Here is a 16197-nt window from a genome sequence, read left to right on the forward strand (position 1 = left end):
GGCACGGCCATGCGGCCTGGGCCGCTTGCGCGGCTCAGGGTCAGGACAGGTCAGCCAGGAAGGCGGTTGCCTTGCTCTTGAGAGCGCCGTCAGCTTCGGCAACGACTTCCTCAGCCAGAGAGCGAGCGCCCTCCATATCGCCAATCGCCCGGAATTCTTCCGCCAGAGACAGCTTGGTCTCCAGGGGGTTTTCCTGCGTCAGCGTATCGCCTTCGTCGACTGCAGGTGCGGCTGCTTCTGCTTGTGCGCCACTCAAGTCGAGCGATACACCGTCAAGGTCCAGCGACATCATGCTTGAATCCGAGGCCTTGGCTTGCGCTTCTTCGCCGGCGTCCAGGAGCTCACCCGGCTTGGAAGGGAAGTCCAGGTCGAAATCCATGTCGGCAGGTGCCGAGGCAGCTGCGTCCTGAGCTTGTGCTGCCGGCGCCTCAACGGGAGCCGGTGCGGATGCCGCTGCATCACTGGTGAGCTGCTCGGTCAGGTCCAGATCAGCCATGCCTGACGTCATGGATGCCTTGAACTCCGGCTCTGGCGTCAGTGGCATGCTTGCCGATGGCTCGCCCGTGGTCACGTCAAGGTCCAGATCGAGGTCGAGGCCAGGTGCGCTGTCTTTGTCCGCCTCGGTGTCCTGCTGCGTGCTGGACGTGAATGGCATGGTGTTGACCAGGCCACCCGTTCCGGAATCACTGACAGGGGCCTTGATCTCTGGTGCGCCACCTGGCTGATACAGCTGGTTGTTGGCATCGAGCTCGCGGCCCATTTCGCATACTTGCTCCCAGTCAGGGCCCTGGCCCTGTGTCAGGCCATAGGTTTCGGTCGCCAGCACCTCGAAAGCCTTGGCGTCGCGGCGTTTTGCGTAAATTTCCAGGAGCTTGGTGTGGATGGCCACGCGCGTCGGAGCGCTGCGCATGGCTTCCTTGAGAATTTCTTCTGCCTGCAGGTCGCGCCCGTAAGCGAGGTAGACATCGGCTTCGGCGACAGGGTCAACATCACCGGCCGCATCCAGCTGGCTCGGGGAATAGACCATGGACGAACCGGATGCCTGCGCGTCCTGGGTATCGATGCGCTGGCCACCACTGGCTCCGAAGAAGGAGTCGGGCTGCAAACGGCTTTCCAGGAATGAAGAGTCGACCGGTGCGTCCTTGTTGCCCTTGCGAAGGCGGAAGAACGCCAGACCACCCAGTGCGGCCAGAACCAGAGCTCCAACAGGCAACAGCCAGGGTGAGCCGGTGATCTGGTCCATGAAAGATGTCTCGACTGCTGGTGGCGCAGGCAATGGTGCCGGTGCAGGCGCTGGGGCAGGCGGTGGTGGTGGAGGCGCTGGAGCAGGCTCAGGCGCTGCTGCAGGTTCCGTCGGAGCCGTTTCAGCGGCTGGGGTGCCTTCTTCTGCTGCTGGCGCTCCCGCAGGGGTTTCTTCGCCTTCGGCAGCTGGGCTTGTTCCTGTGACACCAGGGCCTTCGGCCGACGGGGTCTCCGAGCCAGTCACGGCCGGCGAACCTTCGGGGGCAGCTGGCGCTGCAGGTGTCTTGGTGTTCTCGGCGACCGGCTGCAGGTCCTTGAGCTCTTCAATGTTCTTCTTGAGCTCTTCGGCACGTGCCGCAGCCTCATCTTCCTTGATCTGCTTGGCTATGCGGTCGGCCCTGGCGTCGCCACCAGCGGCTGCCTGGCCCTTGGAAAGCTCAAGGCGGTCTGGTGCTGTGGCTTCTGGCTTGTTCTCTTCGACCTGGGTTTCCACCTTGCCAGTCGCTTCGCGAGCAGCTTCGCCCACACCCGCGTCCGGAATGGCGCCGGCCAGGCGCTCACGATAGGCATTGAAGTCCCTAGCTTGCGAGACGATCATGCGGCGAGCTTCGCCGCGGGACAATCCCTGGGCTTCTTCTGCCGTCGGCATGTCCAGAATCGCACCCGCTTTCAGGCGGTTGACGTTGTTGTCAATGAATGCATTCGGGTTGGCCCGAAGCATGGCCACCAGCATTTGGTCCAGGGACACGTTGGCGGGCAGTGCCGAGCGGGCGATAGCCCCGGCTGTGTCGCCACGCTTGACTGTGACCTGGCCACCTTCAGCCTCCGCTGCACTGGCCGCCGGTGCGGCTGCCGGGGCAGACGCCTTGGGAGCGGATGGGGCCGCCGTCGCAGGGCTTGGAGCTGCTGCTGGCTTGGTCTTGGGCGTGTCAGCTGCCGCTGCAACTGGCTCTGGCGCAGCTTTCTTGGTTCTTGGTGGGTCAAAAAGCAGCGTGTAGTCACGAACAATCTTGCCGGATGCCCAAGTGGCCTCAATGATGAGGTCCATGAAGGGCTCGGTGACAGTCCTGCTGCTGGTGACCGACAGATACGAGGCGCCGGAAGCCGAGCGCTGCAGTTTGACTTCGGCGGTACCGAGGGCAGGGTTGTACTCCATCCCCTTGGCACCAAAATCAGCCGGATTGCCCAGCTTGACCTTCAGTGATGCCGCTTCGTCCGCAGAGATCTGAGGGACAGCAATTTCGGCGCGGAGTGGCTCGCCTAGCGCCGATTTCACGGCCACGCGGCCCAGTGCCAGCGCATTGGCGTCCTGGTGTTGTGCCAGGCCTGTGATCAGCATCACGGCAGCGGCAACCGCATGCATCCGGACAAGGCCTCGAGAACCGCCGCCCTTTTGGGCCTCAGTCTGTTGGAATTGGGGGTGGCGGAACTGTTTTGGCACGTGAACCTCGAAGCTTGTAAATCCGGGAAATGACCTTAGCATCAACGCATTAGAGTGACAAGCTGAGAATTCGCTTGAGTTTCTTTTGCTGCTTTTTACATACTGTAGGAAGCCATTTGTCGTTGCGGTTGCGCAACGACAAGGGGCCGAATGGTCCGGCCCCTTGTGAAGTCCTGATTATGAAAACTTGCTGATCAGGCGTCTAGCAAAATTCGCAGCATGCGGCGCAGTGGCTCTGCGGCTCCCCACAGCAACTGGTCGCCAATGGTGAATGCGCTGAGGTATTGAGGGCCCTGGGCGAGCTTTCGGATGCGGCCCACAGGGATCGTCATGGTGCCAGTGACTGCCACAGGCGTCAGATCCTGCAGGGTGGCTTCCTTGTTGTTGGGAACCACCTTGGCCCATGGGTTGTCAGCGGCGATCATCCCTTCGATTTCGTCGAGCGGCACATCCTTGGTCAGCTTGAAGGTGAGGGCCTGGCTGTGGCAGCGCATGGCACCCACTCGCACGCAGTAGCCGTCAACGGGAATGGCGCTGTTGCCGAAGTCGGGGCCCAGACCCAGAATCTTGTTGGTCTCGGCCATGCCCTTCCATTCTTCCTTGGACATGCCGTCGCCGAGGTCCTTGTCGATCCAGGGGATGAGTGAGCCGCCCAGCGGGACGCCAAAGTTGGCGGTTTCGGCAGCGCTCAGTGAGCGCTGCTTGGCGATGACCTGCCGATCGATCTCCAGGATCGCGCTTTTGGGGTCGTCGAGCAAAGGCTTGACTTCCGCGTAGAGCGTGCCGTATTGGGTCAGCAGTTCGCGCATGTGCTGAGCACCGCCGCCGGACGCGGCCTGATAGGTCTGAGTGTTCATCCACTCCACCAGTCCGGCCTTGTAGAGCGCGCCGACGCCCATGAGCATGCAGCTGACGGTGCAATTGCCACCGACCCAGTTCTTGCCACCCTTGGACATGGCGTCCTTGATGACCGGCATGTTGACCGGATCAAGCACGATCACGGCGTCTTTTTCCATGCGCAAGGCAGATGCAGCATCGATCCAGTGTCCCTGCCAGCCAGCGGCGCGGAGCTTGGGGAAGACTTCATTGGTATAGTCGCCCCCCTGGCAAGTCACGATGATGTCGCAGCGCTTGAGGGCGTCAATATCGTAGGCATCCTGGAGCTTGGTTTCATTCTTCGCCATTGCAGGGGCTGCACCGCCTGCATTGGATGTGGAGAAAAACAGTGGCTCGATCAGGTCGAAGTCCTTTTCTTCGCTCATACGGTCCATCAGGACCGAGCCGACCATGCCGCGCCAGCCGATCAGGCCGACCAACTTGCTGCTACTCATTGCAAACGCCCTTTCTGTTGAGATTCAACAAAGTTCAAAAACAGGTTCAGACCACTTGGAAAGGGCTGACTGTTTGCCCGGCTCGTCTGGCCGGGACAGGGGCGGCGCACGACGAACCAGGCTGAGTCAGCCTTTAATAATGGTGGTCGTGGTCTGGGGGAAGATGGAGTTGTTTGCGCGCGCAGCCACTCCTGTCATGGCGACAGAGGCTGAGGAGGTCAGAAAAGACGCATTGGCGGCAAACATCCTATTAGTATAGCTCACGCGACCTGCCCGAGGAGTGACGGGCTGGACCATTGGCTGGCAAGGCGGCCAATGGAGGATTCAGGATTCCGCTCTCGGTTATCCCGTCGATACACTCTATGTGGATTCTTCGACCAGTGGCTCGCATGCAGGTTTTGACCTGTCGGCGGCGGTGCAGCCCATGGCCAATTCGGCCAGCTTTCATTTGTTGATGGGTGCCATTCTGGTATGGGCCGATCGGCCATGTTGTGTGGGAAGCGCCATTCCGGGGTCCCCGTTTTCATTCCGTTGATCTGTTTCGACAACCGGCAGAAGGTCGTTGATGCCTTTCGTTCCGTTTGAAAAGGGAGTGTGCAGGTGGATTCGACGTTCGACGCTTCTGGCCAGGGTGAGCACGGTGTGTTCTGAGGAGGAAAAAAAGACGGCCTGTGAGGCCGCCCTTCTTTTCTTGTATGGGGGTCAGACTGCGCGAGGCTGTCAGCTCATTGCCTTGACTACCGCATCACCCATCTCGCGGGTTCCGACCTTTGTGGTGCCTTCTTCGCCGGCGAAGATGTCCGGCGTACGCAGTCCTTGTGCCAATACCGACTTGACGGCGTCCTCTATCCGGTCGGCCGCTGCAGCCTGATCCAGCGAGAACCGCAGCATCATGGCCGCACTCAGAATGGTGGCCAGTGGATTGGCAATGCCCTGGCCGGCGATGTCTGGTGCACTGCCATGGCTGGGTTCGTAGAGGCCCTGTTTCTGATCGTTCAGAGAAGCGGAAGGGAGCATGCCGATGGAACCCGTGAGCATGGATGCTTCGTCCGAAAGAATGTCGCCAAACATGTTGCCGGTGACAACCACATCAAACTTCTTGGGCGCTTTGACCAGCTGCATGGCAGCGTTGTCCACGTACATGTGCTCCAGCGTGACGTCCGGGTATTGCTTGTGCACTTCGGTGACCACGTCTTTCCAGAACTGGAAGGTCTCCAGCACGTTGGCTTTGTCCACGGAGGTCACCTTCTTGCCGCGTTTCTGTGCCGCCTGGAAAGCCACATGCGCGATGCGCTCGATCTCTGGTTTGCTGTAGCGCATGGTGTCAAAGGCTTCTTCCGCGCCGGGGAAGTGGCCATCAGAAGCCGTGCGCCGGCCGCGAGGCTGGCCGAAGTAGATGTCGCCGGTGAGTTCGCGGATGATCAGAATGTCCAGGCCGGCGATGAGCTCGGGCTTGAGGCTGGATGCACCGACGAGTTGTTCGTAGCAGATGGCTGGGCGGAAATTGGCGAACAAACCCATCTCCTTGCGCAGACCCAGAATGGCTTGCTCGGGGCGCAGTGGACGGTCAAGCGTGTCGTATTTCCAGTCGCCCACGGCACCGAACAGGATGGCATCGGAAGACTTGGCCAGCTTGAGGGTCGACTCCGGGAGTGGATGGCCGGCCGCCTCATAGGCAGCGCCGCCAACCGGCGCGGTTTCCATGTCAAAGGACAGGTCGAGGGTTTCGAGGACCTTGACGGCTTCGGCAACGATTTCGGGTCCGATGCCATCACCGGGAAGAACTGCGATTTTCATAAGCTAGCTTGATTGGAAATGTTATTGAATCTGGGCGATCTGGAAGCCATGCGTACTCGCAGCGATCCCGGCCAGGGACGCACTGCTGAGCTGAGAGGGCAACTTACATCGTATGGGCCAGCCAGGGCTTGGTGGCCAGACGCTCGGCTTCGTAGGCCTGGATCTTGTCTTTGTGGCGCAGTGTCAGGCCGATATCGTCCAAACCATTCATCAGGCAGTACTTGCGGAAGGCGTTGACTTCGAACGGAATTTCTTCGCCCTGGGGCTTGACGATGACCTGGCGATCCAGATCGATGGTGAGTTCGTAGCCCGGGAATGCGGCCACATCATTGAACAGTTCGTCGACCTGGCGCTCTGGCAACACGATGGGCAGGAGGCCGTTCTTGAAGCAGTTGTTGAAGAATATGTCTGCAAAGCTCGGCGCAATCAAGGCACGGAATCCGTACTGCTCGATGGCCCAGGGTGCATGCTCACGGCTGGAGCCGCAGCCAAAATTCTTGCGGGCAATGAGCACCGATGCTCCCTTGTAGCGCGGCTGATTCAGCACGAAGTCGGGGTTGATTTTGCGCTCTGACTCTGCAATGCCTGGTTGCCCGACATCGAGATAGCGCCACTCGTCGAAAAGGTTCGGACCAAATCCGGTCTTGCGGATGGACTTGAGGAATTGCTTCGGGATGATGGCGTCGGTGTCGACGTTCTCGCGATCCATGGGGGCCACGAGGCCTTTGTGTACGGTGAATTTTTCCATGATGTGCTGTGATTCGTTTTGAAGCGGACTGACCCGCTTACTGGGTTTTCTCTTCGATGGCGTTGCCCGTCTTTTTCAGCGCTTGGCCGGTGGCTTTGCCCGCGCGCTCAATGCCGTGGCCAGTGGCCTTGCCTGCTGTCTCGATGCCATTGGCTGTGGCGTTGCCCGCACGCTGGACGCCGCTGGCGGTTTTGTCAGCCGCTGTGTCAACGCCCCGCTCGACATGACCTGCAACCTTGTTCACGCCGCGAGTGGTGGCTTCGACAGCGCGGTCTGTCCCTCGCCTGGCCGCGGCACTCCCACGCTTGATGCTCTCGTCGATCTGCTGGCCAGCGGTGCCCAACGCGTTGTTGATGCGCTCGATCGTGTCCTGTGCCGCTGCGTGGGGCGTCAAGCCCAGCGACGCGAACAACGCGCCTGCTGTGGCGATTACCCGGGCATTCGCCCCCAGGCCTTGGGGTTGAGGAAGCTTCATTTCGCGTTCTCCCAGGTGCCGCCAGACGTGGAGCAGCTGCCTTGCTGCTTGGCCAGGTTCTTGGCGTTGAGCTTGTAGAAGTGGCGGTCGACGCTGCCAAATGCACCGCGGCAGATGCCCTGCACACCGGACGACTTGCATCTGGGCGCATAGCGCATCGTGGTGGTGCGATCGGTCGCCTGCAGGGACATGGCCTTGAAGCCTTCACAAGCATCACGCAGCTTCTTGGCGTCGACCCCTTTGGAGGCCTGAGCGCACTCCCGCCATTTCTCTGATGAGCCGTCCTTTGCTTCCTTGACGATGTCCATGACGCAGGCCATGTCTTCAGCTTGTGCTGGCGCAACGACAAGTGCAGCGCTGGCGGCGATCAGTCCGGACATGAAGGCAAGGCGCAAAGTAGGCATGGTTCAGGCAATGGTGCGAATGTCGACGAAATGGCCATGAATGGCAGCGGCTGCTGCCATGGCGGGCGAAACCAGGTGGGTGCGACCACCTGCGCCCTGACGACCTTCGAAGTTGCGGTTGCTGGTGGAGGCGCAGCGTTCGCCGGCTTCAAGCCGATCTGCATTCATGGCCAGGCACATGGAGCATCCGGGCTCGCGCCATTCAAAGCCGGCGGCCTTGAAGATCTCGTGCAGGCCTTCCTGTTCGGCCTGTGCCTTGACCAGGCCTGAGCCGGGAACCACCAGTGCCTGCTTCACATTGCGAGAGACCTTCTGGCCGAGCTTCTTGACCACAGCGGCGGCCTCGCGCATGTCTTCGATCCGGCTGTTGGTGCAGGACCCGATGAACACCTTGTCGATGGTGATGTCCTTCATCGGTTTGCCCGGTTCGAGAGCCATGTAGGTCAAGGCTCGCTCCATGGCACCACGCTTGTTGCTGTCCTTTTCCTTTTCAGGGTCGGGAACGCGCAGGTCAACGCCAGTGACCATCTCGGGCGAGGTACCCCAGGTGACTTGCGGCTGGATCTGCGCGGCGTCAAGTTCGATCACGGCGTCAAAAACCGCGTCGCTGTCAGAGTGCAGTGATTTCCAATAGGCCACAGCCTGTTCCCACTCGACCCCGGTGGGGGCGAGAGGTCTGCCCTTGACGTAGTCGATGGTCTTGTCGTCCACGGCCACCATGCCGGCGCGCGCACCGCCTTCGATGGCCATGTTGCAGACCGTCATGCGACCTTCCATTGAGAGGGCTCGGATGGCCGAACCAGCGAATTCAATGGTGTAGCCTGTGCCGCCGGCGGTGCCGATCTTGCCGATGATGGCCAGCACGATGTCCTTGGCTCCGCAACCTTTGGGCAGCTGACCTTCCACTTTGATCAGCATGTTCTTGGCCTTTTTGGCCAGCAAGGTCTGGGTGGCCAGCACGTGTTCCACTTCGGACGTGCCGATGCCATGCGCCAGTGCGCCGAAGGCACCATGGGTGGAAGTGTGGCTGTCGCCACAAACCACGGTCATGCCGGGCAGGGTGGCGCCGTTCTCAGGGCCGATCACGTGGACGATGCCTTGACGCTTGGACATGAAAGGGAAGAACGCGGCAGCACCGAATTCCTCGATGTTGCTGTCCAGCGTGGTGATCTGCTCTTTGCTGATGGGGTCGGCAATGCCGTCGTAGCCCTTTTCCCAGCCGGTGGTGGGTGTGTTGTGGTCTGCCGTGGCAACGACTGAGCTCACGCGCCAGACCTTGCGGTTTGCCTGGCGCAGGCCTTCAAATGCCTGCGGACTGGTGACCTCATGGACCAGGTGACGGTCGATGTAGAGCACGGCGGTGCCGTCTTCTTCGGTGTGGACGACGTGTTCGTCCCAGATCTTGTCGTAGAGAGTGCGTCCCATGGGGCTTTTCCTTTGAAAGGGGAATTTTAGGTCTTGGTCATGTCGCTGACCACTGGGCTCAGGTGTTCGACCAGGAGTTTTGCAGACACAGGCAGAGATTCGAAGTCGCGGGCCACCAGTTCGATACTGCGGGTAGCCCATTTGTCGGTGAGGGCAACCCCCGCCAGGTGGCCCACGCCGTGCATCAGCTCGAATGCCCGGCGCGGCATCAGGCCAATGCCCAGGCCGTTGTGGATCATCCGGCACATGGCGTCCAGACCGGTCACGCGGATGCGCAAGCGGATCGCTCGGTCGGCGGCCTGGGCGGCGCTGTGCATGGCTTGGTAGATCGAGCTCTTGGCATCCAGGCCAACGTGGTCCCAGTCGAGGGTGTCGACAAAAGCAATCGAGGTTTGTCGGGCCAGGAGATGCTGGCGCGGAACCACCAGAACCAGGTGGTCGATTTTGTAGTTCCGGGCTTGCAGGTTCTGGCTGGCTGCCCGCGCGCCGGTGTGGCAGATGCCAAGGTCGGCAGCGCCTTCTTGTACGGCACGCATGACCTCGGCCGAGAGATGCTCTTCCAGGTCGATCTTGATGGTGGGGTGTTGGTCAACGAAGCGCCCCAGGTCGTCCGGCAGGTACTGGACGATCGCTGAGATATTGGCGTGCACCCGCACATGCCCGCGAATCCCTTCTGCGTATTCGGAGAGCTCGCTCTGCATCTTCTCCAAACTGAAGAGCACAGCATGGGCGTGGTGCAAAAGACTTTCGCCAGCCGGGGTGGGACGCACGCCTCTGGCATGGCGCTCCAACAAGGGCGTGCCGATCGCGGCCTCAAGCTCGGAAAGCCGCTTGCTGACGGCCGAGGCAGCGACGTATTCCTGCGTCGCTGCGCGCGCAATGCTGCCTCTCTCACAAACGGCAATGAACAATTGCAGCGTGGTGAGGTCGATGCGGCGAGCAAAGCTTCGATCGAGTACCTGGACCATGTAGGAGCGAGGGATAGGGGTGACAGATGGGGTATGACATCGCATATTGCGATGGAAATTCCATTTTCTACTTAAATTATGGTCATAGCCATCGCGAAATGCGATGGGTGTGTGCAGAAACAGAAAAGCCCGCCGAAGCGGGCCATTCTGTCGTTGCTGTTGACGCAGCAGATCAGCGCTGGAAGCTGGCTGGCACGTCGCGGCGGGTGGCGCCGGTGAACAGCTGGCGTGGGCGGCCGATCTTGTACTCTGGGTCGGCCAGCATTTCGTTGAGCTGGGCAATCCAGCCAACGGTACGGGCCAGTGCAAAGATACCGGTGAACAGGCTGACCGGGATGCCGATCGCGCGCTGAACGATGCCAGAGTAGAAGTCGACGTTCGGGTAGAGCTTGCGCTGCACGAAGTAATCGTCTTCCAGTGCGATCTTCTCCAGCTCCTTGGCCAGGGCAAACAGAGGATCTTTCTCCAGCCCCAGCTCGGCCAGCACTTCGTTGCAGGTTTCCTGCATGAGCTTGGCGCGAGGGTCGTAGTTCTTGTACACGCGGTGACCAAAGCCCATCAGCTTCACGCCGGAGTTCTTGTCCTTGACCTGCTCCATGAACTCGCCGACCTTGGCCACGCCACCGCTGGCCTGGATCTGCTCGAGCATGTTCAGGCAGGCCTCGTTGGCGCCGCCGTGCGAAGGGCCCCACAGGCAGGCCACACCAGCGGAGATGGCTGCGAACGGGTTGGTGCCGGAGGAACCGCACAAACGGACCGTAGACGTGGACGCGTTCTGCTCGTGGTCAGCGTGCAGGATGAAGATGCGGTCCATGGCCTTTTCGATGACCGGGTTCACCTTGTACTCTTCGCAAGGCGTGCCGAACATCATGCGCAGGAAGTTGCCTGCGTAGCTCAGCTCGTTGCGCGGGTACATGTAAGGCTGGCCCAGACCGTACTTGTATGCCATCGACACCAGGGTGGGCAGCTTGGCAATCAGTCGGATGGCCGCGATTTCGCGGTGCTCGGGGTTCGCGATGTCGGTGCTGTCGTGGTAGAAGGCAGACATGCCGCCCACCAGGCCGGTCAGGACCGCCATGGGGTGGGCATTGCGGCGGAAGCCGCGCAGGAAGAACTGCATCTGCTCGTTGACCATGGTGTGGTTGATCACGAGCTTGTGAAAGTCCTCGCGCTCTTTCTCGTTGGGCAGTTCGCCCTTGAGCAGCAGGTAGCAGGTATCGAGGAAGTCACACTGGGTGGCCAGTTGCTCGATGGGGTAGCCACGGTAGAGCAGCTCGCCCTTGTCGCCGTCGATGTAGGTGATGGCCGACTGGCAAGCTGCGGTGGACAGGAAGCCGGGGTCGTAGGTGAACATTCCGGTCTGGCCGTACAGCTTGCGGATGTCGATCACGTCAGGGCCGATCGACCCGGCGTACACCGGCAGCTCGACGCTCGGGCTGCCGTTGGAGAACGACAGGGTAGCCTTGTTGTTGTCTACGAGTTTCATGCAGTTTCCTTTTTAGGGGCTAACGTTGGAGGGGGCCTCGCGCAGCAGACCCAGCACTTGTGTGACGGACTCGTCACGTGCCAGATCGCCTTCAGGTGCCTTGCGCCCAAGCAACAGATCCAGAAGGTCGTTGTCGGACAGATCCATGAGCACGCCGAGGGCCTCTGCCTGCCGGACGGTCAGGCTCGATTCATATCTGGCGAAGAAACGCTCGATGAACAAATCGTTCTCGAGCAGACCACGCCGGCAGCGCCACTTGAGCTTGCTCAGTGCGCGCTCGCCAATCAGCGCATCTGCGCTGTTGGGGTTTGTGGTGCTGGCTTCCGGCATGGCAGACGATGGTTCGTATGGAGCCTTAAACGGCGCGACGAACCATGAGTTCCTTGATCTTGCCGATCGCCTTGGTGGGGTTCAGACCCTTGGGGCAGACATCGACACAGTTCATGATGGTGTGGCAGCGGAAGAGCCGGTATGGGTCTTCCAGGTTGTCCAGGCGCTCAGATGTGGCCTCATCGCGGCTGTCGGCGATGAAGCGGTATGCCTGCAGCAGACCAGCGGGTCCGACGAACTTGTCGGGGTTCCACCAGAAGCTGGGGCAGCTGGTCGAGCAGCTGGCGCACAGAATGCACTCGTACAGGCCGTTGAGCTCTTCGCGCTCTTCAGGGCTTTGCAGGCGCTCTGTCTCGGGCGCTTGCTGTTCGTTGATCAGGTAAGGCTTGACGCTGTGGTACTGCTTGAAGAACAGCGTCATGTCGACGATCAGGTCGCGAACCACTGGCAGGCCTGGCAGCGGCTTGAGGACGATATCGCCCTTCAGCGTGTTCAGGTTGGTCAGGCAGGCCAGACCGTTCTTGCCGTTGATGTTCATGGCATCAGAGCCACAAACACCTTCGCGGCAAGAGCGGCGGAACGAGATGGTGGGGTCGACGGCCTTGAGCTTGATCAGGGCGTCAAGCAGCATGCGCTCGCTGCCGTCGAGTTCGACCTCGACGGACTGCATGTACGGCTTGGCATCCTTGTCCGGGTCGTAGCGATAGATCTTGAAAGTGCGTTTTGCCATTTTGTGGGGCTCCTGGGCTTTTTCTCGATGCGGACAGCGATCAGAAGGTGCGGACCTTGGGTGGCACGGTCTCGGCGGTCAGAGGCTTGGTGCGCACGGGCTTGTAGGCCAGGCGGTTGCCGTCCTTGTACCAGAGGGTGTGCTTCATCCAGTTGGCGTCATCGCGGCCAAGTGGAGCAGTCGGGTGATCTTCGTCATGCTCGTAGTCGCGAACAAGGTGAGCACCCCGGCACTCGGTACGTGCGGCCGCGCTCTCGATGGTGGCCTGGGCGGCTTCCATCAGGTTCTCGACTTCCAGCGCCTCGACACGCGCGGTGTTGAAGACCTTGGACTTGTCCTTGAGTCCGATGTTCTCCACTCGGGCGCGGATCTCGGCGATCTTCTTCACGCCTTCGTTCATGACTTCCTGGCTGCGGAACACGCCGGCGTGCGCCTGCATGATCTGCCGGATGTCGTTGGCAACGTCCTGGGCATATTCGCCCTTGTCGTTCGACTCCAGCTTGGCCAGGCGAGCCAGGGTGAAATCGGCGGCGTCAGCGGGCAGCGCCTTGTGTTCCTTGTTCTTGTCGTTGAATTCGACAATGTGATTGCCGGCGGCGCGGCCGAAGACCAGCAGGTCGAGCAGGGAGTTGGTGCCCAGGCGGTTGGCGCCGTGCACCGATACGCAAGAGCATTCGCCCACAGCGTAGAGGCCGTTGATTGGAACGTCCTGGCCGTCGCGCTGTTCCACCACCTGACCGTGGATGTTGGTGGGGATGCCACCCATCTGGTAGTGGATGGTCGGCACCACAGGGATCGGCTCCTTGGTGATGTCGACGTTGGCGAAGTTGTGGCCGATTTCTTCCACCGAAGGCAGGCGCTTGCGGATGGTCTCGGCGCCCAGGTGGTCGAGCTTGAGCAGGATGTAGTCCTTGTTAGGACCGCAACCACGGCCTTCCAGGATTTCCTGACCCATGCAACGGGAGACGAAGTCACGCGGCGCCAGATCCTTCAGCGTGGGTGCGTAGCGCTCCATGAAGCGCTCGCCTTCGCTGTTGAGGAGAATGGCACCCTCGCCACGGCAGCCTTCGGTCAGCAGCACGCCAGCACCGGCCACGCCGGTCGGGTGGAACTGCCAGAACTCCATGTCCTGCAAGGCAATGCCCGCACGGGACGCCATGCCCAGGCCGTCGCCGGTGTTGATGAAGGCGTTGGTGGAAGCCTGGTAGATGCGACCTGCGCCACCGGTGGCCAGCAGCACCGTCTTGGCTTGCAGCACGTAGGTTTCGCCGGTCTCCATCTCCAGCGCCGTCACGCCCACCACATCGCCGTCGGCGTCGCGGATCAGGTCCAGTGCCATCCACTCCACGAAGAAGGTGGTGCGTGCCGACACGTTGGCCTGGTAGAGGGTGTGCAGCATGGCGTGGCCGGTGCGGTCAGCGGCAGCGCAGGCGCGCTGAACAGGCTTTTCGCCGAAGTTGGCGGTGTGACCGCCGAACGGACGCTGGTAGATGGTGCCGTCAGGGTTGCGGTCAAATGGCATGCCCATGTGCTCCAGGTCGTAGACGACCTTCGGCGCCTCACGGCACATGAATTCGATCGCGTCCTGGTCTCCGAGCCAGTCGGAACCCTTGACGGTGTCGTAGAAGTGGTATTCCCAGTTGTCTTCGCTCATGTTGCCCAGCGATGCCGAGACGCCACCCTGGGCTGCCACGGTGTGGGAGCGGGTCGGGAAGACCTTGGAGAGCACGGCGACCTTGAGGCCGGCGCGCGCCAGTTGCAGCGATGCACGCATGCCGGAGCCGCCAGCTCCGACGATGACCACGTCAAACTTGCGCTTGGGGAGGGATGCAGTGGTGGTCATGGATCAGAGTCTCCAGAGAACTTGAATGGCCCAGCCCAGGCAGCCCACGAGCCAGACGATGGTGAATACATGCAGGGCCACGCGGATACCTGCGGGTTTGACGTAGTCCATCCAGATATCGCGCATGCCGATCCAGATGTGATAAGCGATGGCCAGGAAGGCGGCGAAGGTCAGGGCCTTCATCCACTGAGGGGCAAAGATGGATGCCCAGCCTTCATAGCCCAGTGGGCCTTTGTGGAAAAGCACGCTGGCCAGGACGATGATGGTCAGGATGGCGAAAAGGGCGCCAGTCACGCGCTGGGCCAGCCAGTCTCGCAAGCCATAGTGGGCGCCGGTGACGACGCGCTTTGAACCGTAGTTGACGGACATGGGGATTTACCTCTTGTGGGTCTTGGGGTCAGTACAGGCCAAACAGCTTGGCGCCCAGAACCAAGGTCAAGGCGATGCTCAGCACCAGGGTGACCATGGCAGAAGACTTGCCGAACTCCTTGGTCACAGAGTGCGTCATGTCCATGTACAGGTGACGCACACCTGCGATAAGGTGGTGCAGGTAGGCCCAGATAACTCCGAGCACGACAAGCTTGAGCAGCCAGCCGGGCACGAAGCCCAGTCCGGAAGCAAACGCTGCCTGGAATCGTTCGTGGGAAATTTCAGATGACACGGAGGTGTCGAACAGCCAGACGATCAGTGGCAGCAGCAGGAACATCAGGGCGCCGCTGACGCGATGCAGGATCGAGACCCAGCCGGCGGCGGGGAGCCGGTAGGTGGTCAAATCCTTAAGGGCGTTGATGTTGCGGAACTCTGGCCGCTTCTGGGTCACATCAGACATGGTGGGCTTTCTTCCTTAGGGGATCGAACGTGGGTGAAACCGCTTTGTAACTGACAGGTAACTCACCCTGAAAGACCGCAAATTCTATTGCAATGCACCATACCCGAGGCTGACACTCGGCTGTTGCAGACATAAAAAATGCGGTTCGTGGGTGGCATGGGGAATTGTCGGATCAGCTCAATTCGTTGTGGTAATGCCGGGCGTCGGTACGGTAGAGTCCGCGCCGCAGCTCCATGGGCACATCGTTATAAGTGAAGGCCAGGCGCTCGACACTCAGCAGGGGGTGGCCATTTTCGACCCCCAGCAATCCTGCTATTTCGTCATCAGCGCTGACCGCCTTGAGTTTTTCTGTGGCGCGCACCATGCGCACGCCGAACTGGGCTTCGAACAAGGCATACATGGGGCCCTTGTCCTCGGCCAGGGTTTCCTGGGTGAGCCCCTTGAACGCCACACCGGGCAGCCACAGGTCTTCCAGAATGGTGGGAATGCCGCCGAAAGCCAGCACCCGGCGAACCTGCAGCACCGGGTCACCCGTGCGAAGGCTGAGCTGACGGGCAACTTCGGCGGGCGCGCGCAGCCGCTTGCATTCAATGATATGCCGTTCAGCCGGTCCCTGGCTGTCCGGCTGACCTGTGTCCGGTAACAGGCGCAGGAAACGATACTGGATGTGCTGCTCGGAGTGAGTGGCCACAAACGTGCCCTTGCCCTGCCGGCGGACAAGCAGGTTGTCAGTGGCCAGCTCGTCGATGGCCTTTCGCACGGTGCCCTGGCTGACCTTGAAACGCGCAGCGAGGTCGAATTCGCTGGGAATCATGTCGCCCGGCTTCCACTCGCCGGCCTGCAGGCTTTGCAGGATCAGTGCCTTGATCTGCTGGTACAGCGGGCTGAATGCAGGCGCGCCCATCCCGCCAGCCGCGTCTGGCGGGGCAGTGGCCGGTTCGGGCCCGCGTGGGGCGTCCGAATCGTTGCTGGATGGGCTGTTGGTGGACATGTGGTGTCGCGTCAGGTCGTCGTCAGGGCCAGTCGTATGCTTCGCTGGCGAATGTCCAATCATATCTTATATAAGACATAAGACAAATTGACGTTTGCGTGCTTGCAAGAGTAAACTTGCAGGCTGACTTGTTCGCGTCATCAGGGTTTACCCCGTG

General features: G+C 60.9%; 15 protein-coding genes. All 15 read right to left on the reverse strand.

The genetic code is table 11. From position 1 onward, the window contains the following. Positions 1 to 40: 40 nt before the first annotated feature. The 15 genes from ABWV89_RS08330 to ABWV89_RS08400 all read right to left on the reverse strand — a co-directional run bounded on the left by ABWV89_RS08330 (position 41) and on the right by ABWV89_RS08400 (position 16040). A complete protein-coding gene (locus ABWV89_RS08330) occupies positions 41 to 2605 on the reverse strand; it encodes a FimV/HubP family polar landmark protein (RefSeq protein ID WP_353395776.1) in 2565 nt (854 codons plus the stop codon). A gap of 272 nt (positions 2606 to 2877) precedes the next feature. Next, on the reverse strand, positions 2878 to 4014 hold the full coding sequence (asd, locus tag ABWV89_RS08335) for an aspartate-semialdehyde dehydrogenase (RefSeq protein WP_353395777.1): 1137 nt from the start codon (positions 4012 to 4014) through the stop codon (positions 2878 to 2880). 720 nt (positions 4015 to 4734) lie between these two features. After that, complete coding sequence (gene leuB / locus ABWV89_RS08340) at positions 4735 to 5811, reverse strand: 3-isopropylmalate dehydrogenase (protein ID WP_353395779.1); 1077 nt, start codon at positions 5809 to 5811, stop codon at positions 4735 to 4737. A gap of 103 nt (positions 5812 to 5914) precedes the next feature. After that, positions 5915 to 6559: a 3-isopropylmalate dehydratase small subunit gene (leuD, locus tag ABWV89_RS08345; RefSeq protein WP_353395780.1), complete on the reverse strand. Its 645-nt coding sequence runs from the start codon at positions 6557 to 6559 to the stop codon at positions 5915 to 5917. A gap of 37 nt (positions 6560 to 6596) precedes the next feature. After that, a complete protein-coding gene (locus tag ABWV89_RS08350; protein WP_353395781.1) occupies positions 6597 to 7034 on the reverse strand; it encodes a hypothetical protein in 438 nt (145 codons plus the stop codon). Further along, on the reverse strand, positions 7031 to 7438 hold the full coding sequence (locus ABWV89_RS08355) for a hypothetical protein (RefSeq protein ID WP_353395782.1): 408 nt from the start codon (positions 7436 to 7438) through the stop codon (positions 7031 to 7033). Before ABWV89_RS08355 ends, ABWV89_RS08350 begins: the two co-directional genes overlap by 4 nt. 3 nt (positions 7439 to 7441) lie before the next feature. Continuing rightward, complete coding sequence (gene leuC / locus ABWV89_RS08360) at positions 7442 to 8863, reverse strand: 3-isopropylmalate dehydratase large subunit (RefSeq protein ID WP_353395784.1); 1422 nt, start codon at positions 8861 to 8863, stop codon at positions 7442 to 7444. 26 nt (positions 8864 to 8889) lie between these two features. After that, entirely contained in the window at positions 8890 to 9876 is a 987-nt protein-coding gene (locus ABWV89_RS08365) for a LysR family transcriptional regulator (RefSeq protein WP_353395785.1), read from the reverse strand. Positions 9877 to 10003: 127 nt separating this feature from the next. After that, positions 10004 to 11317, reverse strand: coding sequence for a citrate synthase (locus ABWV89_RS08370; protein WP_353395786.1), 1314 nt, complete (start codon positions 11315 to 11317; stop codon positions 10004 to 10006). A gap of 12 nt (positions 11318 to 11329) precedes the next feature. Beyond that, complete coding sequence (locus tag ABWV89_RS08375) at positions 11330 to 11647, reverse strand: FAD assembly factor SdhE (protein WP_353395787.1); 318 nt, start codon at positions 11645 to 11647, stop codon at positions 11330 to 11332. 25 nt (positions 11648 to 11672) lie between these two features. Next, positions 11673 to 12377 (reverse strand): succinate dehydrogenase iron-sulfur subunit, encoded by a 705-nt coding sequence (locus ABWV89_RS08380; protein WP_353395788.1) that lies wholly within the window; start codon positions 12375 to 12377, stop codon positions 11673 to 11675. A 40-nt stretch (positions 12378 to 12417) separates the two neighbouring features. Next, positions 12418 to 14220 carry a succinate dehydrogenase flavoprotein subunit gene (gene sdhA, locus ABWV89_RS08385; protein WP_353395790.1) on the reverse strand — a complete coding sequence of 601 codons (1803 nt, stop codon included), beginning with the start codon at positions 14218 to 14220 and terminating at the stop codon, positions 12418 to 12420. Positions 14221 to 14223: 3 nt separating this feature from the next. After that, positions 14224 to 14589, reverse strand: a complete 366-nt coding sequence (gene sdhD / locus ABWV89_RS08390) for a succinate dehydrogenase, hydrophobic membrane anchor protein (RefSeq protein WP_353395792.1) — start codon at positions 14587 to 14589, stop codon at positions 14224 to 14226. A 28-nt stretch (positions 14590 to 14617) separates the two neighbouring features. Continuing rightward, entirely contained in the window at positions 14618 to 15049 is a 432-nt protein-coding gene (gene sdhC / locus ABWV89_RS08395; RefSeq protein WP_353395793.1) for a succinate dehydrogenase, cytochrome b556 subunit, read from the reverse strand. Positions 15050 to 15221: 172 nt separating this feature from the next. Continuing rightward, positions 15222 to 16040 (reverse strand): GntR family transcriptional regulator, encoded by an 819-nt coding sequence (locus tag ABWV89_RS08400; RefSeq protein ID WP_353395794.1) that lies wholly within the window; start codon positions 16038 to 16040, stop codon positions 15222 to 15224. Positions 16041 to 16197: the final 157 nt, after the last annotated feature.

The organism is Hydrogenophaga sp. 5NK40-0174 (assembly GCF_040372165.1).
Taxonomy (GTDB): Bacteria; Pseudomonadota; Gammaproteobacteria; order Burkholderiales; family Burkholderiaceae_C; genus Hydrogenophaga.